This is a genomic window from Anabaena subtropica FACHB-260 (assembly GCF_014697105.1).
Taxonomy (GTDB): Bacteria; Cyanobacteriota; Cyanobacteriia; order Cyanobacteriales; family Nostocaceae; genus Trichormus; species Trichormus subtropicus.
In genome coordinates this window covers 43345-65410 of sequence record NZ_JACJRF010000021.1, presented here as the reverse complement: position 1 = coordinate 65410, position 22066 = coordinate 43345, and the positions used below count along the sequence as shown (strand labels likewise).

At 41.2% G+C, this 22066-nt stretch carries 15 protein-coding genes; 5 read left to right on the top strand and 10 right to left on the bottom strand.

What is annotated here, in order from left to right:
- Positions 1-421 precede the first annotated feature (421 nt).
- Together H6G18_RS13750 and H6G18_RS13745 are read left to right on the top strand one after the other, a co-directional pair.
- A complete protein-coding gene (locus H6G18_RS13750; protein WP_190407680.1) occupies positions 422-979 on the top strand; it encodes a hypothetical protein in 558 nt (185 codons plus the stop codon).
- Positions 980-1056: 77 nt separating this feature from the next.
- On the top strand, positions 1057-1695 hold the full coding sequence (locus H6G18_RS13745) for a DUF3318 domain-containing protein (protein ID WP_190407659.1): 639 nt from the start codon (positions 1057-1059) through the stop codon (positions 1693-1695).
- Between the two features lie 153 nt (positions 1696-1848).
- On the opposite strand, the gene H6G18_RS13740 is transcribed toward H6G18_RS13745, so the two are convergent.
- Positions 1849-2643, bottom strand: coding sequence for a 7-carboxy-7-deazaguanine synthase QueE (locus H6G18_RS13740; RefSeq protein WP_190407658.1), 795 nt, complete (start codon positions 2641-2643; stop codon positions 1849-1851).
- A gap of 191 nt (positions 2644-2834) precedes the next feature.
- On the opposite strand from H6G18_RS13740, the gene H6G18_RS13735 reads away from it, so the two are divergent.
- Positions 2835-3881, top strand: a complete 1047-nt coding sequence (locus tag H6G18_RS13735; RefSeq protein ID WP_190407657.1) for an anti-sigma factor antagonist — start codon at positions 2835-2837, stop codon at positions 3879-3881.
- Between the two features lie 579 nt (positions 3882-4460).
- Positions 4461-5354, top strand: a complete 894-nt coding sequence (locus H6G18_RS13730) for a 2OG-Fe(II) oxygenase (protein ID WP_190407656.1) — start codon at positions 4461-4463, stop codon at positions 5352-5354.
- A gap of 78 nt (positions 5355-5432) precedes the next feature.
- Here the strand turns inward: H6G18_RS13730 and H6G18_RS13725 are convergent, their stop codons facing one another.
- The 7 genes from H6G18_RS13725 to H6G18_RS13695 all read right to left on the bottom strand — a co-directional run bounded on the left by H6G18_RS13725 (position 5433) and on the right by H6G18_RS13695 (position 16167).
- Entirely contained in the window at positions 5433-6755 is a 1323-nt protein-coding gene (locus H6G18_RS13725; RefSeq protein WP_190407655.1) for a CO2 hydration protein, read from the bottom strand.
- 89 nt (positions 6756-6844) lie between these two features.
- Positions 6845-8347, bottom strand: a complete 1503-nt coding sequence (locus H6G18_RS13720; protein WP_190407654.1) for an NADH-quinone oxidoreductase subunit M — start codon at positions 8345-8347, stop codon at positions 6845-6847.
- Positions 8348-8434: 87 nt separating this feature from the next.
- Positions 8435-10297: an NAD(P)H-quinone oxidoreductase subunit F gene (locus H6G18_RS13715; RefSeq protein WP_190407653.1), complete on the bottom strand. Its 1863-nt coding sequence runs from the start codon at positions 10295-10297 to the stop codon at positions 8435-8437.
- 920 nt (positions 10298-11217) lie between these two features.
- Entirely contained in the window at positions 11218-12687 is a 1470-nt protein-coding gene (locus H6G18_RS13710; protein WP_190407652.1) for a dihydrolipoyl dehydrogenase family protein, read from the bottom strand.
- 38 nt (positions 12688-12725) lie between these two features.
- Positions 12726-13832 carry a threonine-phosphate decarboxylase CobD gene (gene cobD, locus H6G18_RS13705; RefSeq protein ID WP_190407651.1) on the bottom strand — a complete coding sequence of 369 codons (1107 nt, stop codon included), beginning with the start codon at positions 13830-13832 and terminating at the stop codon, positions 12726-12728.
- A gap of 26 nt (positions 13833-13858) precedes the next feature.
- Positions 13859-14143, bottom strand: a complete 285-nt coding sequence (locus H6G18_RS13700) for an HU family DNA-binding protein (RefSeq protein ID WP_190407650.1) — start codon at positions 14141-14143, stop codon at positions 13859-13861.
- 581 nt (positions 14144-14724) lie between these two features.
- Positions 14725-16167 carry a cobyrinate a,c-diamide synthase gene (locus H6G18_RS13695; protein ID WP_190407649.1) on the bottom strand — a complete coding sequence of 481 codons (1443 nt, stop codon included), beginning with the start codon at positions 16165-16167 and terminating at the stop codon, positions 14725-14727.
- A gap of 195 nt (positions 16168-16362) precedes the next feature.
- Between H6G18_RS13695 and H6G18_RS13690 the strand changes: the two genes are divergently transcribed.
- On the top strand, positions 16363-18546 hold the full coding sequence (locus H6G18_RS13690) for a family 10 glycosylhydrolase (RefSeq protein WP_190407648.1): 2184 nt from the start codon (positions 16363-16365) through the stop codon (positions 18544-18546).
- 95 nt (positions 18547-18641) lie between these two features.
- Here H6G18_RS13690 and ilvB read toward each other — a convergent pair whose 3' ends face one another.
- Both ilvB and H6G18_RS13680 read right to left on the bottom strand, forming a co-directional pair.
- Positions 18642-20540 (bottom strand): biosynthetic-type acetolactate synthase large subunit, encoded by a 1899-nt coding sequence (gene ilvB, locus H6G18_RS13685; RefSeq protein ID WP_190407647.1) that lies wholly within the window; start codon positions 20538-20540, stop codon positions 18642-18644.
- Positions 20541-20751: 211 nt separating this feature from the next.
- The gene (locus tag H6G18_RS13680; protein ID WP_190407646.1) at positions 20752-22017 is read right to left on the bottom strand and encodes an MFS transporter; all 1266 of its coding nucleotides are present in this window, start codon (positions 22015-22017) and stop codon (positions 20752-20754) included.
- Positions 22018-22066 lie beyond the last annotated feature (49 nt).

The following is a 22066-nucleotide window of genomic DNA, read 5'->3' as shown; positions in this document are numbered from 1 at the left end:
AAAAATGTGATGGCGAATACAATAAATGTGTAAAAACAATATTGATGGTTGTAATATAAAACTTTTTCGGCACCTATGTTGCAATTTCCCTGAAACAAGGGAATAGTCAGGAGTTTAGTTATTTATTTTTAAATTGTTGTTTGCTCATGAATTGATATTGATTAAATATTAATTTTTTAAATATTTGATTTTCAATATTTCCTTAGTGAACCAAAATCTCATCGGGTTTTCAAAGAAGTCAGAAAAATTAAACTTTTAAATTTTCTACAACCTGAAAACATCAATTACTTCAATCATCAATGGTAAGACTTTCTGCATACTTCTAAAAGAAGATAAGTAATTATGTCAACTAAGCAGATGCCACTAAAAGGTTAAACTAGGTCTGGTGACAAATGCTCCACCATTTTTTATAGAGGCTTGTATGGGAGCTAACCTCAAACAAATTGCTAATTACTTAGACAAACTGGGTTGGGACTACCGTCTGGATAATGAAGAAGACCGCATTATCACAGGTGTGGACGCTGATAACCTAGAAGATTTTCTCATAGTTGTCCAACTCGATGAGGAAGGAAAATTTTTTCGGGTATTTGCACCACAAGTTTTGGCTGGAGTGCAAGACCATCCACATAAGGGAGCTATCTTACAGACGATGCTAGCCATTTCCTGGGAAACAAAAATGCTCCAATGGGAATACGACCCATCAGATGGTGAAATCAGAGCAATTATTGAGTTTCCTTTAGAAGACTCTATTCTTACAGAAAGACAATTTCATCGCTGTCTAAGTGGATTAATTCAGATTGTAGACAACATAGCCATACCTCGGCTGAAGGAAGTGATGAAAACAGGTCACGATCCGGGGAATGTAGAACTTGGGGAAAGAATTTTACTGACTATTCAGGAAGAAGCACCAGGATTATTAGAACTACTGGAAAAAGCAATGGAAGCGCGAAAGAAGCGCGGAAGTTTTCCTACAGAGTGAGACGAATCATCACTTAAATAGCTATACTCCAAAGTGATACCCTCACTATATACTGAAATTTTCTAGGGCTGGATTTTATGACATCCTATGCAACCTCCTCTGCCAAAGCGGAAATGAGTGAACTTCGGCGGTTGAAAGGCTTACTACCGCCAGAATTGCAGAGCTGGGTCACGGTTGAAGGTTCAACTGAGGTCAATCCACCCCTGATCCGTAGCGAAGAAATCGGAAAAGACCAAGTAGAAGTTCAAATTGACTTGGTGAAATGGGACTCTCTGGCAATGGATCAGCGTAATCTGCTATTTTGGCATGAAGTCGCCCGCATTCAAAATGACACAATTCCCAAAGATGGTTGGGAAATGGCAGCATTAGCTATTGGTCTAGGTGGTGCTGTAGGTGAGTTATGGGTACAAGATGGATTATTGTTAGTGTTAGCTTTGGCGCTTTGTGGTGTGTCTGGCTGGCGACTGTATCAAAAGAATAATGGGGAAAAGCAAATTAGAGAAGTGTTGGACGCTGATGAAAAAGCGATCGCTCTAGCAACCCGCTTCGGTTATAGTCTCCCTAATGCCTACAAGAGTCTTGGTAGCGCTTTAAAAACTTTGATTGACACTACTCCCAGTAAGCGCCAACGTTCTCGCTATGAAGCCAGACTGTCGGCGCTTAAACGCAGTGCTAATAAGGCAAAAGCTAAATATAGAACCACTGATGAAGACTAAGAAAAAATACGTGAACTAAATCGCTGCGCCTCTGTGGTTTAAAAATTATTTAACTACAGAGGTGCTAAGGCACAGATGTTAGAGACTGTGCCTTGCCCTTACAAAGTTTTTAATTTTATCAGAGAAATTTACATAAATTTGTTGGTTTCTTGGTCATAACTGATTTAACATTTTATGAGTCTGCGGCACAACGCGGACGTGTTTTAGGAACCGTTTCATCGAGGCTTGCCAGGTCAAAACTGCTTCTGGCGCAGGAGCAAACGCAGGTGTTTGGCTGAATTGCTCAGACGCAGCCAATGGCGTGACAGGTTGTAAAAATACAGGGATTTCGGGACTGACATCTGCCACAAGCAAAGCAGCACGCTCTAATTCAGCTAAGTCTGTACTATGAGAGATAATTATCTTGACAAATGTCTCTAAACGCGTATGGCAAAGCTGAAGCAACTGGGTATGCGCTTGCCAATGAGATTCGCCACTGACACTAGGGAGCTTCAAATCCATACCCACAGAGTCTAGATAGGGTAAAATCAGAGCCAATTGCTCTGGGCGATGTCCACCAGTCTCTAGGTATATAGGTAAACCAGTAAGAGATCGCACTTTGGGCAAAAATTCCTGTAAAAAAGGAGCATGAAGAAGTGGTTCTCCACCGGTTAAGCTAATGCTATCGTGTAGACAAGGTAAATTTTGCCTTTCAACCCATTCGATCAGAGTGGGTAGTGGGACAGGATTTGGGTGACTTTCAAAATCTCGCAGTCCAGGCGATCGTTCTATCCTACAACTAGCAGGTGCATTCCATGTGTGGGCGCTATCGCAAAAGTGACAGCGCAAGTCACAAAAAGCAAAGCGAATAAAAATTTGACGTGTCCCGACATTCAGTCCTTCCCCTTGAATAGCAGAAAAGACCTCAACCAGGCGTGCAGTAGATTCGGCTGTAGTTTTAGCAGTCATGGGTGTATTATGCGATCGCGCTGCGTCGATGCAACAACAAGTATGTTTTAGCTTCTTGTTCTATTGTGAATCGTTGTAGGCAATCTCTGATCTTATCCTGAGTAACTAACTATGAGTCATTATTACTACTGATTTAACATAAGGTTAGGTAATTTTCTAGAACAAAATAATGTGTGGCAGATTAAATGTACATGGCAACCAAAGTGCAGAGCTTCATGACTAGCCAACCCACAGAGGTAAATTTTCTAGTTACTATCCTAAATGAAACAGTAATAGTGCAGGTTCCTATCCGATTAAGCGTGCTGGAAGCAGTAGGCTTTAAGCAAACCTGCCAAGAATTAATCAGAGATTCCCATCCCAAGGAAATCATTATCGATTTCCAAGCAACTACTTTTATGGATAGCAGTGGTTTGGGAGCCTTAGTTAGTAACTTTAAAACTACCCAAGAAAAAGGAATTGCAATGATCCTGCGGAATGTTAGTCCCCAGGTCATGGCAGTGCTAAACCTTACAGGGCTAGATAAAGTTTTTTCTATTGAACCCAGTAACAATGTACTCCCAGAAGATGCGGAGAATGTCTTAGATAACCAGAAGGTTTCTCATCGAAAAATAGAGCAACTACCTACTACCCATCCCTCTGTTGCATCTCGAACTAAAAGATGTTTGGATGTTATTGGTGCTTTGGTGGGTTTGGTAATCACAGGAATTTTGTGTATTCCCATTGTGATTGCCATTCAAATCGATGATCCAGGCCCGATTTTTTTTGGACAAATTCGTTGCGGCTGGATGGGTAAACGCTTCAAAATTTGGAAATTCCGCTCCATGTGTGTAGATGCAGAAGCGAAAAAGTCTCTAGTTGAAAATCAAGTAAAGGGTGCTTTTTTTAAGAATGAAAATGACCCTAGAATTACGCGGATAGGAAAGTTTTTACGTCGCACCAGTCTTGATGAATTTCCTCAATTTTGGAACGTCTTGAAAGGAGATATGAGTTTAGTAGGGACTAGACCACCCACACCTGATGAAGTAGAGCGCTATGAAGTACCAGAATGGCAACGTCTAGATGTTAAACCCGGCATGACAGGCGAATGGCAAGTCAATGGTAGGTCTAAAGTTCGCAGTTTTGAAGATGTAATTCGTCTAGATTTGCTATATCAGGAAAACTGGAGCTTGATGTATGACTTAAAGCTAATTTTCAAAACAGTTACCATTATATTTAATAGAAATAGTGGTGCTTTTTAGCTGATTATTATGATTCAAAAAGTGAAGAAATAACTTACTAGCCTTCACTAAATGAAAATCATCTTGTAAAAATATGGATAATCCCTGAATGAAAAAATCAGGGATTTTTATTTTTTAAAAATATAAATTTTACTATATCTAAATATAAAATTTAAATTGTTTTATAAAAATACTGCCAATATGGCTTTTATAAATATTTAAAAGACGATATTATTGGCAATAATTTACAAGAATATAATCAAAAAATAACTCACTCACAAGAAAATAGCTTACCTATAAATTAGTGTTACATAATTAATAACAACATTATTTATAGCATCTCTCTGCTAAGGTGTAAATTTATTTGCGTTATCTGTGGTTAATTTTTTCTTTTCAGGAAAGTAGGAATGTGCTAAGTAGAACTGCCATATTATTTTTGAACATACACGTAGCATTACTGGCTCTACACTTAAGATTCAAGTGTAATGATTTTTAAGCGCAAGCACAGGCTATACCTTACAGCAATTTAGCCCCGACGCCAACAGAAATCAAACTGGATTGCTATAGATGTAATTTGAAAGTGATTGTATAAGACTAATTATGAAAACAATTGTTAAAAAAGTCCGCAACGAAATAATTAGAAAAATATATCGAATACCATTGTTCAGCAATACTGCTGATATTGCTTATCAAACAGCGATCGCCAAACATACTGATTATCTACCTGCTCTTTCAGAAAATGACTTTTCTTTGGTTGAAAATCTGCAAAAGCAAGGGATTGTTATGACTTCATTAACAGAACTATCAATCCCTTCCACGGTGGAAATGCTCCAGTCTGCACAAATTTTGATGCCAACAATACCCACAAAAATTTTTGGAAATCAAAATGAATTTACTGTTCATACTACTTCTGAACAAATGGTAGAGCATTCAGATATTTTTCTTTGGGGACTTCAACATCGATTACTTAACATCGTCGAAAACTATCTTGGTTTGTCAGTAGCTTATCATGGAGCTTATTTTCGTAGAGATATTAACAATCAAATTCAGAAAAAATCTCGATTATGGCATCTAGATAAAGAAGATAGGAAGATGCTCAAAATTATTATTTATCTCAACGATGTTAATGAAGAGACTGGGCCATTTCAATATATTCCCAAGTGTTTAACTTCATCTATTACTAGGTATTTGAAATATGATGATGGCTACATAAAAGATGAAATTATGGAGGAGGTTGTATCTTCATCCAATTGGAAATCCTGCATAGGAAATTTTGGTACAGTGATTTTTGTTGACACTGCTAACGTTTTTCATAGAGGGAAATTACCTCTAGCTTCAGATAGATTATCAATATTTTTTGACTACACTACTAGACAACCAAAACACCCATTTTATTGCAAGTCTTCTCTTGCTGAAAAAGATTTGTTGAAAATTGGTTCAAAGCTATCAGTAAATCAAAAGCAGTATGTATTTTGGCAGCATAATTATAATTAAGCTGAACATAAAATAAGAAATCCCCACTTCCTAAAAGAGGGGATAGGGTAATTGAAATGCAATTAAAAGGAAAAATTTTTATCGATAATCCGGATTTTGAATACTCCCTAAACGTGCAGCATCACGCATACCATATTCGGGACGAGTAAAGCGATTTAGCTGTGTTTCAAAAAATTCACGGTTGGCTTGTAAATGTTTGGGATTTGGATCGTCTAAAGGATATAAAAGAGCAGTTCGCAATGCTTGAATTACCGCAGAGGTAACGTTATACATTGAGCGTTGGAAAGTAATTCCCAACTGAATCAAAATATCTTCTTCACCACGGCAATATTGTTTGTAATACTCAACAAGATATGGAGGTAAGAAATGTAGCATATCTTGCATTAGTAATGTGGGAGGAATACCCGCAGTCCCTACAGGGAAAACGTCAGCGTAGAGAATACCGTAGTGGAAATCTTTTTGGTCAGCAGGTACTTGACCAGCTTGGGCATTATAAGACTTTGTACCCCGGAATGGGGCTGTGCGGTAGAAAACTGCTTCTACATAGGGTAATGCGGCTTCGTATAGCCAAGTGAAACCTTTGGATTTAGGAATGATTTCGTAACATTCACCACGGATATACACATGATGGTAGATTGGACGACCGGCGATAGCAAATATGCCATTAACCAAAAAGTTCATCGCATCTGGAACACCCTTGAAGCCACCTTCATCATAGATATCCGACATTTCAAAGAACACCGGGGCCATGACTTCCCAGAATAACCCCAGGTTAGAGTAGTAAGACATTTGGCGACACTGTTCCAAGAACATATCAGGGAACAGTTTGTAAAGTCCCAACATCACCGGGTTCCCTTGAAAGTAGGCTTTAATTGCCCTATCGGCGTTTGCTTTATATTCTTCTGAGTCTAGATAAGCGTCAAATTGGTTCACTGGCGCATACATTTGACGATGCCAAAGCATAGCCTGCATACAAGCTTCAGCAAATTCCATGTTAATGCGATCGTGCAACCAATGATGTAACAGCTTTGGCATCTTGAAGGTTTCACCTTTCTCCATAAATGCCAAAAGTTCTGGATGTGCAGTTGCAACACCACGCCAAATTCTTAAATCAGCATCATCACCAGCGTAATGGTTATGTCTGTCTAAATATTCTTGGGAAATAAAGTATTTAAAAAAGGGAAATGGGTTTAAAAAAACTTGTTCAGCGATATAAAGTAGGTCACGCCAGTAAAAATCCATCGGTACAGCATAAGCCTTATATATACCGATGATTTGCATTAAGTTTTCTGGCGTATCTGGTAACATCGAACCGCCTGCTTCCAAACGATGGATTATATCAGCAAATTCATGCCGAGAAGGAGGTAGTTTTGTGGTAGGTTTTTCTGGAGTTTGTACCATCGTGTTTCCTTATTTTTTAGTACTTACCTGACGCAGAGGCGCAGAGAGTAAGAGTTTAAACTTCGCATTCCTCGGCATAAACCTCAGCGCTACTCTTGGTTTAAAAGAGAAATTACCGTTTTCTCCACAGGAGGAATTGCCGCTACCATTGCTGTAGTTGTGGGTTCACTCCAACGCACTAACCAAGTAGGTTGTACTCCTAAAAAAATGATGAGGGTTGCCAGAATTAAGGCTGGTGTTTTCTCAGACCAAAGGACTTTGGGGTAGTAAGCTTGCTTGTTATCGAGTCTGCCAAAACAAGTACGATTGAGGAGAATGACGAAATAAACTGCCGTTAAACCACTAGATGCGACACACAACAGAGTAGGTAAGGGAAAGGCAGCAAAACTACCTTGAAAGACGATAAATTCCGCGATAAATCCTGTTAAACCGGGAATACCTGCGCTAGCCATACCACTGAGAACTAGTAAGGCACTAATTAAAGGTAAACCACGAATTGGACTCATTAAACCATTGAGTTTATCTAACTCTCGTGTGCCAACTTTCTCTTCTATTACTCCTACCAAGTGAAAGAGTATCGCCAGAATTAAACCGTGACTGAACATTTGGGATACAGCACCGACAAGGGCTAAGGAAGTGCTGGCAGCACTAGCTAGTAGTACATAACCCATGTGACCGATGGAGCTGTATGCTACCATGCGCTTGATATCTTTTTGAGCGATCGCAATCACCGCCCCATAAATTGCACTAATTGCCCCCCAAATTGCCAAGGTTGGCGCAACCACACTCCAAGCCTGCGGAAACATCCCCAGTCCAAACCTTAATAATCCGTAAGTTCCCAACTTTGCTAATACACCACCCAAAAGAATGGCAATTGGTGCAGAAGCTTCTACGTAGGCATCGGGCAACCAAGTATGGAAGGGAACTAAGGGAATTTTAATCCCAAAGCCTAGTATTATTCCCACGAGTAGGGTAAATTGCAATCCGGCGGAAAGGTTTTGAGTAGAGACTGCATCAAAGGCGAAACTAGTAGAACCAGTCAGCCAAACCATGCCTAAGAATGTAGCGAGAATTAAAGCGCCAGAAACGGCAGTGTAAATTAAAAACTTGATACCAGCGTAAGCCCGTTTTTCCCCTCCCCAAATAGAAATTAGCAAATAAAAGGGAATTAATTCTAATTCATAGAACAGAAAGAATAACAGTAAATTTTCTGCTAAAAAAGCACCTGCAACTCCACCACTCACTAACAAAATCATGGAGTAAAAAAGTCGAGGGCGTTCTGTTTGTTTACTGCTACTATAAATAGCAATCCAGGTAAGGAGGCTATTTAAAATCAACATCAAAATTGATAGCCCATCCACACCTAATTGATAACTCAATCCCAAAGTATCATTCCAAGGTAGATACTCTTGAAACTGCATCCCCGGATTACTGATGTCAAACTTTAGCAGAATGAAAACATTCCAGAGTAAAACTATCCCCGCAACAGTTAAAGCTACTAGGCGAATGCGGCTAGTTTGATTGGGGCTACTAGGCCAAAATCCAATGAAGATAGCACTTAAAATCGGTATCCAGATTAGTACACTAAGCATAATACTTTGGGAAATAGAATATTTATTACACTATGGGTATTAGTCGTCAGTTGTTAGTTGTTTTGCCACTGACAACTGACTAATTACTTAAAACATCAAATCGAGAAACTGGACTCCCCAGAAAGGCCACGTTACCCACGCACCTAAAACACCTACTCCTAGAAGAACAGTAAAGGCATAAAATTGGGTTTGTCCAGAAGTACTATATTTTAGACCTTCACCACCTAACAGCGAAAACAAACCAACCAAATTCACAATGCCATCGACTACGAAGCGGTCAATCATGTCGGCGAATTTAGAAAGCTGGGCAACGCTGAAAATAATGGTTATCCGGTATAGTTTTGGGGTATAAAAATCGTATGCCAGTAGGTCTTGTAAACCTTTCCAAGGCAGGCGAATTGGTTTAGGAATGATGTTGCTTAAATACATGACACCGCTAATACTGCAACCGAAGATGCTTGACCAAATTAGTAGTAAGACAACATCTTTATTGAGGGTTGCCCAATCAGGTAAAAGTGATAAGCTTTGCAACACTAAAGGCAGATGTAAAACAAAGCCTAATAAAATCATCATTGGTAGGATCATCGGCCAATGAACTTCTGGCGATCGCTCAGTCATCTGTTTGGGTTTACCACCAAAAATTAAGCCAAATTCTCTGACTAAGCTGAAGGCTGTTAGTGCATTGACAGCTATAACAATTCCTACTAACCAAGGGTGAGTTTCCCATAAGCCATCGGCTAATTTTAGTAATGCCCAAAAGCTACCTAAAGGGGGAAATCCAATTAAGCCCAATGTACCAACAATAAAGGCTAAACCAGAAATGGGACGACGTGACCACAGTCCGCCTAATTGAGTTACATCTTGAGTAATACTATTCCAAATAATGCCGCCAGTACTCATCACTAATAACGCCGCCGATACTGCGTGGGTAAGTACTAACAACAGTGCTGCTTCATCTTGTTGTACGCCTACAGCAATAAACACCAAACCCATGTAAGCGCTGACAGAATATGATAAACAGCGTTTAACATCAATTTGAGCGATCGCTATTAAAGAACCACCAATCGCTGTCACTGCACCAATCGCCACAATAAATGATGAAACTATGGGCGACAGAGTTAAAACAGGTTGGAGTTTAATTAATACCCATGCACCACTAGCTACTACTACCGAGTTCCGCAAAATCGTACTGGGAACCGGGCCTTCCATCGCTTCATCTAACCACAGATGCAAAGGGAATTGGGCGCACTTACCCATTGGCCCGGCAACTAAGGCTAAACCAACTAATGTAATGATTGTGGGGTCAACATTGGCTGTTTGCGCCCATTGTTCTAGTTCTGGGTAATTCCAAGTTCCAGCTAGAGGCCATAATCCCAATACCCCCATGAGTAAGAACAAGTCTCCTACCCGCTTAGTTAAGAACGCATCTCTCGCACCAGTAACTACCAGTGGTTGACTAAACCATAAGCCAACTAATAAGTAGGTTCCTAATGTCAGTATTTCCAAAATTACATAACTAAAAAACAGGTTATTACAAAGGACTAAAGCACATAACCCGGCTTCAAATAATCCCAATAATGAATAGAAGCGTCCCCATCCCCAATCTCTTTCCATGTAGCCGATGGCAAAAATTTGGGCAAGAAAATTTAAGCCCGTAATTACTACCATCGCCCCCACACTGATTGAAGAAATCTCTAAGGCAATAGTGAGGTCTAAGCCAGCAGTCGATAGCCAAGGAATAAATACTTCTTGAGGTAGATGATTCCAAGTGGCTTGTAAGGCGATCGCACTATGAAGTAAAGCCAAAAATGTCATTATGAGATTTACATAGCCAGCTGGTCTTGGCCCCATTTTGCGAATGATCCCCGGCGACCAAGGTATAGCTAATAACCCGCCTATTAACGCATACAAAGGAACAAGCCAAACAGTCTCAAGGAGAAACTGAGCCATGAACTTACCTCTAGATTTATCAAAAAAGATTAAAGTATTTCAGAGTTGACTTTCATCACTCCGAGTAAATCCAATTATTGTAAATAAGGCAAATTTATATTTGCTTAATATTCTTCTTAGCTTACCTTTATATCTATCAAAAAGGAATTACCGATCAAAATAAATTAGAGATATATACTCTAATTTATTCTTATCTATTAGAAAATCGAATAATAACTATCAATAAAAGTCTATAGTATTCTGGTTTGGTTTTTGAAATAAACATAGGGTGGGCATTGCCCATCATACAGATACTGAAATTTTTCAGCGCAGGCTACGCCAACAAAAATCAAGGCATATTGCTGCTATATGTAGTTAACTCTAACTTTTTTGGGGTGATAAAGTACACAACGCTAGTATGGGGCAGTATAAATAAAGCTACTATGCCAATCAGCACAAGCCTTAATACATAAACCTTTTAACTTGATGATGGATGGTACTAGCTTTTAGTTTTTAGACCTTTGTCTCTCTCAATTTATACTGCACCAAACCGAAAAACGTTCTATAAAGTCAAAATTATCATCCATAACATAATGTTCGCGTAGCTTTCTTTAGAGTAAAGAATTGAAAAAAAGCGAGTATAAACACCAGTCAGTGTTTTCAAAATGAATCTTGATGACTGTGCCTACTCGCTTCGAGATATACAAGGTTTTTGAGAAAAGCTTTACTTAATATATAGTGAAAAACCGAAAATCAAATGTTTGATAGATAACAAATCGTTATTTTTTATAATTTTTTATAAGTATTTTTTTTTACCCTGTTTTATGATTCAATAATCAGCCTCACTTAAATTATGTCCAGAATTGTTTTGATTGCTGATTTCAATTGAACAAGAAATTGTGATTACCAAAATCCAAAATTGGCACTATCAATGTAAAAATTCACAAATTCCAATTACGGCGCAAATAAAATAAGCCCTCTAACCAATCTTGCCAAGCCCCGTTACCGTAGAACCTCTGCTGAATAAACTCTTGCGCTGTTTGTTCGAGAATTTCTGAGAAACTGGGATAGACAGCAGATAAATCGCCTAAGTGTTTGACAGAAATCTTTTGAGACATTGCCAAAGCCACTAGATTAATTAACTCTCTAGCTTCTGTACCAAATATAGTGGCTCCTAAAATTTCTCCGTTACGTAGCACAACTAACTTGCAAACACCTGTAATTTCATTCCTGAGTTGGGCTGCGGCTATTGATTTATAGTAATGCTGTAAAACTAAAACTTCTTGTTTGTCAAATTGGCGTTTTGCCTGATTTTCTGTCAAACCTACTTGCGCTAGGGTTGGGTAAGATAATATTGCCCAAGGAAGGCATTGGTAATTAACTTGTAACCTGGGAAAAAACAAAGCATTATTCAGGGCAATTTTGGCTTCGTAGTTAGCAATGTGGGGGAACTCATAACCACCAATGACATCACCACAAGCATAAATCCGGCGATTAGTGGTTTGTAACTTACCATTGACGAGTAAACGATGCTGATGCCATTTCACTCCTACTTCGGACAAATTTAAAGACTCAATATTTGGTTGCTGTCCGGTAGCTACTAAAATTTCATCAGCTTCAATTGCCTTTTCTCCTGCCTGAATCCATTTTTGATCATCAATTCGCCTGACTTGTGTCACGAATTTTTGAGTCAGGACACGCACACCATCAACTTCTAACTGTGTTAGAAGCAACTGAGCAATTTCTGAGTCGATGTGAGGTAGAAGATGAGGAGATTTAACTACTAAAGTGACACTACAACCCAGTCTTGCTAGAGTTTGGGATATTTCAATACTTTGAGGACTACCGCCAATAATTACCCAATTTTGCGGTGGTTTTGAAGACAGAGAATCTGGCTTGTGTAGAGATTGCCAAATAGTTGCTGGTGTCAAGTAGCCAGTGGCTTGTAATCCTTCAATTTTGGGAATTGCCGGCAGGGAACCACTGGCAATTAAATAAGTGCGCCCACGTAGTAGTCGGTGATTTACAGCAAATGCTAAATGGGGAGATGTTTGAAATTGACCACTGTCAACAATGACATCAACTCCTTGAGCTGCTAAGTTAGCAACAGATAGTTGTTCTTGGATATTAGAAACAACGACTGGAGCAGATAGCATTGCTTCTGCCCATGCTACAGAAATTTGGCACTTTTCGGAAGTATCAGCGTTTATGGTGTTGATGCCAAAACCAGTCAAATTAGGGAACTTTTGAGTAAGGTTGGCAATTTGCCCTACAGCTTGCTGAAAAATCAAGCTGTTATTTATCTGAGATTCCACTAATGCCACTTTAGCTCTTAGTTGGGTGGCAGTTAAGGCGGCATAGCGTCCCGCAAGACTGCCGCCAATAATCACGACATCATAATCAATTGTCATTGGTCATCGGTCAGTGGTCGATAGTCAACGGTCAATAGTCAAGTATCAACAGAGTTCTTGACTATTGCGCTCAGTGCTGTTATTAGGCGTTGATTATCAGAGTGGGAACGGACGGCTACTCGGAAAAAACGATCGCCTAGTTCTTTAAAACTCAGACAATCACGAATTAAAATCTGGTGTTGCTGGAGTAATTGTTGCTGTAACTGCACACTCGATTGTTGTGTTTTCACTAATAAGAAGTTAGCAGCACTGGCATGGGGTTGTAATCCTGGGATAGAGGTTAGTCCCTGGAATAGTTGCCCTCGTGCAGGCGGTAGCCATTGCCAAGTTTGTGCTTGAAATTCCCGGTCTTCCAGGGCAGCTACTGCCGCAGCTGCCGCCAAGGTATTGACAGGCCAGGGGTCACGCCACAATTGCCATTTTTGCAGACGGTCTGGGTGAGCGATCGCATATCCTAATCTCAGTCCGGGTAGACTGTAAAATTTTGTCAGCGATCGCAATACCACTAGGTTGGAATATTCTTGAACTAATGGAATTAGGCTTTGTTCCTCCTCAGGAGGAACAAAATCCATAAATGCTTCATCCACCACCACCAAAGCAAACTGTGCCAATAAAGGCAAAATTTCCTCGCGTGTAAATAGCTTTCCTGTAGGGTTGTGGGGATTGTTCAGTAATAAAGCGTAATTAGTAATGAGTGGAGAGTGCTGAGTTTTGAGTATTTGCTGTAACTTACACTCGTTTCTCAACACTCGTTCCTCAGCACTAAGAAGGGGAAACTCCAGTACTTTAGCGTGGTACGCCCTCAAGGTTCGGTAGTAATCGCCAAAGGCTGGAGTGATTAAAATTGTTGCGGCTAATTCTGCTAATTCCCTACCTGCGAGAGTAAGTAATTCTGCTGAACCATTGCCCGGCAGAATCCACTCTAAAGGTAATTGATGGAAATGACCTAGAGCCAGTCTCAGTTCACCGTAATCAGGATCTGGATAGTGCCTGAGATTACTAATTTGTGACTGAATAGCAGCGATCGCGCTTTGAGGCGGCCCCAACGGGCTGATGCTAGCAGAAAAATCCACAATAGCATCCGCATAGCAGCCAGCTAATGCTGCTGCCCAAGCTAAATTTCCCCCGTGATCTGGTTGCCGCATCAAATTCAGGTTCCTAACAGTAAAACCTACTCTTTTGGGGGTGCTACTTTTTCTCTAAACAACTTACCAGCAGAGAATGCAGGAACTCTTGTCGCCGGAATTTCCATCTTTTCGTTAGTTTTGGGGTTACGACCTTCACGAGCTTTACGTTCTCGTGACTCAAAGGAGCCAAATCCCACCAACGTTACTTTATCGCCAGAGGAGACAGCTTCAATAATCGTTTCCAAAGCTGCTGTCAAGACAGCATCAGCTTGTTTTTTCGTAACACTAGCCTTTTCAGCTACGGCATCAACCAATTCACCTTTGTTCATTTGGAACTCCTTAATGTTTACTTGAGATTCAGCACCCATGCACCTTGTTGCATCTTGACTGAAACTCTGTTTGGTGGGATACAAAAGTCATCCTTTGGGAGTATATATACCCAAAATGCCTGTACATCCCATCGGCTCTACTTTTCAATGAATCATTCTAAGGTGTTGTAGCCAGAAGTGGATAGATGAAACCATTAATTTATATGGATTTCGGCTTTTTTTTTATTTTTTGGGTCATTGTTGCACTCAAAACCACTCCAAAAGTAGGAAAAAATACTTAGTAAATCCCCTTATAGCGAGGGTAACTCAGACTAAAACAACATAGCAAGTACTATCAATTTAAAATTCAAAATACCCTTCCAGAAGGCAAGTCTACAAAATTCAAAATTGCAGAAAGCTAGACTTGCTCTAAGTTTCCGGGTTTAAATCAGTTGCTTTTTTTGGGGGAATTGGTACAACATCTGAGTTGGCTCAACTAGCGAATATTAAGTTCTATTAACAAATTCAACTTTTGTTGAGTATCGTAGGGGTTACTTGGCGATCGCCAAGTCAAGTTGTCATATATTTTTAGTGCATATGTACTAAATAGCGTTAGTGGTTTTCCAGACACAGGCGCATCTCTGAATAAACTGGCGAGGAATTTCTACACTCTCTCCCCAATGAAGATGAATATAAGAGGCGTGGATATTTTGCGGTAACCCCCATCCTTCACAGCCCATATTTTCTGGACAGTCATAGCGGTAAGTTTCAAATAAGGGCTGAGTGGGTGCTGCAATCAACCGTGAGCGATGAAACTCATGTCCGTAGATATTTCTACTTGCATTCATTAATAGGCTATCTTGCAAGGCTACAGCACGACGATATCCTAAAGTTAAACGTCCACCCATAGCCGCAGATGTAGGTAATACTCCCACCATCGGCCAAGCTTTACCGTCAAAATCAACGATTTCCTCACACAAATACATTAATCCCCCACACTCAGCAATTGTGGGCATTCCTGCGAGGATAGCTTGTTTCACAGCATCACGAGCGCTGCTGTTTTCGGCTAGTTGCTGGGCGAAAACCTCTGGAAAACCGCCACCAAAATACAACCCCCGCACACCAGATGGTAGTTCCCCATGTGCTAAAGGACTCCAGAACACCACTTCTGCACCCAACTCTTGTAACAAATCGAGATTGTCTTGGTAATAAAAATTAAAAGCGCGATCGCGGGCTACGGCGATTTTGAGGGGAGTAGGGTAGGGGGCAGGGGGAAAAGGGGAAATCCTTCTGTAAGTTCCTCTCTCCTGCTCCTCTGTTTTTAACAAGGGTAATAAACTTTGCCAATCGAAGCAGGTATCACCTAAATCAGCGAGGCGATTAATTACAGCATCTAATTCTGGTAGTTCGGCAGTTGGGATTAAACCTAGATGGCGATCAGGAATTGTAATGTCATCTTGACGACGTAATACACCAAGTATAGGTAATTGCAAGTCTTGAAGAGAATTCTTCAGAAGAGAGAGATGGCGATCGCTGCCCACACGATTTAACACTACCCCAGCCATTTTAATTCTGGGGTCAAAGGAACGATAACCGTGAGCGATCGCCGCCACAGAACCAGACAAGCGGCTACAATCAATCACCAAAACCACAGGTAAATCTAAAAGCCGCGCCACATGAGCAGTACTAGCAAAATCAGTGCTTTTTCCTGAATGGGGAGTTATAAAATTATTCTCCCTGCTCCCTGTCCCCTGCCCCCTGCCAATTCCATCAAACAACCCCATGACTCCCTCAACCAGAGCATATTCACTCTCTTGGGAATAACGAGCAAAACATTGCTGGACGTAAGCTTCCGAAGTCAATACTGAGTCTAAATTGCGGCAATCACGACCAGTAACATAAGTGTGAAACATCGGGTCAATGTAGTCTGGCCCAACTTTGAAAGACTGCACTGTAGCATTGCGCCGACATAAAGATGCTAAAAGGGTGAGCGTAACTGTTGTCTTGCCCACCCCACTACGTTCCCCAGCAATCACTAAAGCCATAAAAAGGTTGACTAGCTTAAATCTTAGAACAGTAGTATACCGTCCCAGCTAAAATTCTGATTTGGCACTACATAGCCATTATTTGCGTCAAGTTCGTACTGAGGACTCTAGTCCTGACTACAAACTATGTAATGTTGCCTTGAATTCAATCCTCTCAATTAAGCTCATTTATTAAGCATCAATCTTGAGCCTGTAATGTTAACTAACTTATTCTCCATACCAAAAAAAGTGCTTTTTGTTCTTCAAGGTTGGTGGTCAATCAAGCGACTCTTACCAATCTTATTTACACTATCATTTGCTACAGTACTACTACTACAGAACCTAACTCCGGTAACTGCTCAACTACCCCAGTCACCACGTCAAGAAATTCGGGGAGTTTGGCTGACCAATAATGATTTTAACATTCTCAGAAATCGCACTAAAGTACAGGAAACACTTACTCAATTGCGGCGGTTAAACTTTAACACAGTTTATCCGGTGGTTTGGAATGATGGCTATGCCAAATTTCCTAGTGCCGTCACCCAAAGAATGGGTATCCCTTATTTCTTCAAAGGTACAGAGGGACAAGATGTAATTGCAGACATCATTAGTCAAGCTCGTAGTCAAGGTTTACTGGCGATACCTTGGTTTGAGTTTGGTTTCATGGCTCCCCTAACTTCAGAATTAGCATCAGAGCATCCAAATTGGCTCACGCAAAAGCAGGATGGAACCCAAACTTCAATTTCTGCGGCTGGTGAAGTCGCCTGGTTAAATCCTTTCCACCCAGAAGTGCAACAGTTTATTACTGATCTTGTAGTAGAAATCATTACCAAATACAACGCTGATGGGATTCAATTTGATGACCACATGAGTTTGCCGGTTGATTTTGGTTATGACAAATACACAATTAACTTATACACACAAGAAACTGGAAGTCCACCGCCACCGAATCCTCAAGCTCAAGCATGGATAAAATGGCGAGCAGATAAAATCACAGCTTTCATGGTGCAACTCAACCAAGCTGTGAAAGCAAGAAAGCCTAACGCAATTTTTGCAGTTTCTCCCAATTACTATGATTTTGCATACAAACTTCAGTTACAAGACTGGCTCAACTGGGTGCGATTGGGTGTTGTAGACGAGTTAGTAGTCCAGGTTTACCGGAATGATTTGGAAAGTTTTAGCACTCAAATTACGCGTCCAGAAATTATCGAAACACAACAATTAATACCTACTGGTATAGGTATTATGACTGGCTTGAGAAATCGCCAAGTTTCCATGTCACAAATTCAGTCGCAAGTAAGGGCGGCTCAAGGACGTGGTTTAGGTGCAGTCTTTTTCTACTACGAGAGCCTGTGGGACTATGCACCAGAACCAGTGGCGCAACGACAGACAGCCTTTCAACAACTGTTTCCCAATCTGGCTAGACGTGATACTTCTCAAGTCACAGCCCGAAAACCTAGTTTTGATACCATATCAGTCCCTTTGTATCCAAGAGGTTCTGTCGGTCAACGCCAGCGCGGTTATTTTCTCGAAGTAGCTGTGGCTAACGGTCAACCAAGACGTGTTCTTGTGGATACAGGCTCTGCGGGGCTGCGAGTGCCTAGAGAATTTTTAGGCAATGCCCCTATTAACAGAACTGGTCAAGTAGTTAGAGAAGTCTTAAGTGATGGTACTAGGATTGAAGGCGAGATAGTTTACGCCAATGTCAGGATTGGTTTGATTGCAACTGAAGAACCAGTTCCGGTACAAGTTGTCACCAGCCGCCAATGTATTCCCCAAAAACCTAACTGTTCTGCCAAAACGAATACACCATTCTCTGGTATTATTGGCGTCAATTATTCGGAACGGACACTTCCTTACAACCCTTTAAGAAAACTCCCAGGAAATTTAAGTAACGGATTTATAGTGACAGGCGATCGCGGTAGTAACAACAGTAGGCTGATTCTAGGTTTAACACCACAGAATCGAGGAGGTTTCAATATCGCCGCCCTGAATCAACAACCTGTAATTGATAGTATACCTGGCAACAGATGGGACTCTAGACTCAATGGAGTTTGTTTAACTATCGCTGGTAGTTCGATGAAAAATACCTGTAATGCCAGAATGGTAATGGATACAAGCGTAAGCAGTAGTTTTATTGATTTTAAGTCTGCCCCTCTCATGGGTAAACTCAAGCCAGGAAGATTAGGCCCAAATAATACTCTCAAGTTATCTATTCCTCGGATATTGGACTACAGCCTCGCCCCAGGAAACAGGGACGGGTTTAATATTTGGAACATCAATGTCTTGAGACAACTAGAGCAACCTATCATTGTGAATAGTGGAATTGCATTTTTCGATAGATATGATGTACTTTTTGATCCAGTGAATGGACAACAAGGTTTTCGTAGTCGTAGTTGAATTGAATAACTTTGCAGAGACTCTGCGTTTAAAGAAAAAACGCAGAGTATTATGCACCCTGCGTCATCAAAATTATTTATGTAAATCAAAACTAATTACAACTTAGTCCCGCATTCAGAACAGAAATTATGATTAGGGGAATTTGATGTACCACAATGGCTGCAATAAACTGGTTCGACACTGGTCTTTGGTGGTTGCTTAGGCAAACCAATCATCTGAGCATTACTCTTACCAGGAGCTACCATAGGATAGCAGTTCTCGTCTTTAGTAACGCGGACATCCAAAATTACTGGGCCCTCATGGGCTAACATTTGAGCGATCGCATCTTTTAATTGCTCCCGCTTTGTAACTACAATACCCTTGATGCCGTAGGCTTGTGCCAATAATTCAATATCAGGCATCCCTACTTCCATATTTGAGCAGGAGTAGCGTTCCCCGTGGAAGGCTTGCTGCCATTGGCGTACCATCCCTTGCCAGCCGTTATTCAAAATTACGGTCTTGACATTGATTCCATATTGTGCTGCTGTACCCAGTTCTTGTAAACACATTTGGAAACTCGCATCACCACTAATACAGATGACTTGTTCCTCTGGGAATGCCACTTTAGCACCAATTGCCGCAGGTAGCCCAAAACCCATTGTCCCCAAACCTGCGCTGGAAATCCAACGGCGGGGGCCATTCTTGAGGAATTGAGCTGCCCACATTTGATGTTGACCAACATCGGTAGTGTAGAAGGCGTGGGGTGCTTGGCTACCAACTTCCACAATCACCTCTTGCGGGGGAATGCTGTCTGGATGTTGGGGAACCACTAAGGGATAATCTTCCCGCCAACGGTTAATTAAGTTGAGCCATTCTTCGTTTTGATTTGGTGTATTTTTTGCACCTGTTTGTTTGCAACGACGCAACAAGTCAATTAGTACTTTCCGCACATCACCAACGATGGGTACTTCCGGAATGCGGTTTTTACCAACCTCGGCGGGGTCGATGTCGATGTGAATAACTTTGGCGTGAGAGGCGAATTCATCTAATTTGCCAGTCACGCGGTCATCAAACCTAGCACCGACGCATATTAACAAATCACAATCACTCACAGCAAAGTTAGCGTAGGCTGTACCGTGCATTCCCAACATTCCCAGAGACAGGGGATGATGTTCATCAAAAGCACCGATACCCATCAAGGTTGTGGTGACGGGAATATTGAATAACTCAGCGAGTTCCTGAATTTCTGCATGAGCGCCAGAGGCGATCGCACCTCCACCGATATATAGTAAAGGACGACGACTTTCCCGAATTAACTCAATTGCTGCATTAATCTGACGTGGATTTCCCTTAACAGTGGGGCGATATCCACGTAACTTGACCGAACCTGGTTCTACAGGTACATAGTCAAATTCTTCAAAAGCCACATCTTTCGGCACATCAATCAATACTGGCCCTGGACGGCCTGTGCTGGCAATGTGGAACGCTTCTGCCACAATTTGCGCCATGTCTTGGGGGTCACGCACTACGTAGGAGTGCTTGACGATGGGTAGAGTAATGCCGTAGATATCAGTTTCTTGGAACGCATCTGTACCGATCATTTTTCGAGGTACTTGCCCAGTGACAATTACCATCGGAATGGAATCCATGTAGGCTGTAGCGATACCAGTCACCAAATTAGTTGCTCCAGGGCCTGAAGTACCAAAGCATACACCTACTTTTCCAGTTGCACGAGCATAACCATCAGCAGCATGGGCTGCTCCTTGTTCGTGCCTCACTAGAATATGCTTAATACCGCCAGTTGCTTCCACCTTATACAGATCATCGTAAATTGGTAGGATTGCCCCACCAGGATAACCAAAGATATGCTCAACACCGTGGCGCAGCAGGCTGTCAAGTAGCGCAAAGCCGCCAGTCACCCGCTTGGGTTCCACAACTGGCGATGCTGAACTGGCAGGATGAGTATGTTTCTCTGTTTGTGAGAGACTAGTCGGGGAAGGCAGGCTCACAGTCACGGTCAAACCTCAGAGGATAGCTAAGTTGATGCTGGAATTCTGTAGTCAGTAATTCAATATTAATAGAAAAGTTCAATCAAATTATGATTTAAATTTCTTTCTTTAGTATGACGATGATAGATACGGGTTATGAGTAGAGGATTGCGGACTGGGGATTGAGAGGAAGCAGGAGGGCTGGGAACAGAGGGAGAAGAGAACGAATGACTATTGACTAAATCACATCTTGCAAAACTCGACGAGTATTCTTCCACGCCCAAATGCCTACGGTTGCGACTACGAAACTCATACTGATCAATACAGTTCTCAATCCTAGTGCATCAGTTAATGGCCCGGTAATTGCTAAAGGTGCTGATAAGGCAATATTTACAGCATGATTCTGAAAACCAAATACTTTGCCATACATTGTGGGTGGTGTTTGGTGTTGAATTAATGTTTGCATGGGTACGCCGATTAGGGAAGCACCCAAGCCTAAGAATGCACAAAGTGTTAAAGCCAGTAATAAGTTATGGGTAAAAGTAAACATTGCCAAAACCCCAGCCATCACTAAAAACCCGATTAAGGGTAAGGGTTTGTGATGAAATTTATCACCCCAATGCCCCAACATGGCTGCTCCCAATACCATCCCCACTCCTGCTGCTGCCAAGAAAAAGCCAAATTGTTGTTGTTTTAAACCAAAATCTGCTGCCAATCTAATAGATACCACCATTAAAGCTGCAAAGACACAATACAAAGTTGTCAGTTGCAGCATGGCATTCAATACTAGGCGGTTTTTCTTGAGATAGCGTAAGCCTTCTTTGAAATCAGTCCAAGGATGGATGAAGGCTGTGCGATCGCTCAAAGTTTTATGTTCAGATTTAAAATTAACTAGCAAAAAGGCAAGTGCTGAGAGCGAGTATAATCCAGCCACTATAGCTTCTTGACCATAATCTGTGCCTAAGAAGGTTTTTGCCCAACTCAGTATCGGCTCACCAATGGCAAAACCCACAATTAAAGCCCCCATCATTGTACTGCTATAGAGGGCATTGGCTGCCATAAAATTTTCTTTACGTACCAAAAGCGGAATAGCGGCCTGTTCTGCTGGGGCAAAAAACTGTGCTAAGGCGGAAATTGCAAAAGTTAGTATTAAAAAAAGAATAAAATCCCGTGGCGAGAAAGCTATTAAAAGCGTCAATAATGCCTGTATGACATTAGCACCCACTAAGACAAGCTTTTTAGAAACCCGGTCTACAAAAAGACCACCCGCAGAACCTAATAAAATGGCAGGCAGTGTAAAAGCTACCATCAAAATTGAGTACATCGAGTTCTCTGCTAAACCTGGAAGTGGTGGGTAATTTGCCAGCAAGGCGATCATTAAGACGAAAAAGACTTTATCACCTAACTGGGATAGTAACTGCCCCATCCACAGCAGCATAAAATCACGATTTTTGAGGAGTGCGCCAAACCCATTATTAATGGCAGCAGGTTCTGTAGGAAACATGGGGATTTTGGTTAGTAACTACGGTAGATGGGGAGTGGAGGAGGTTGGG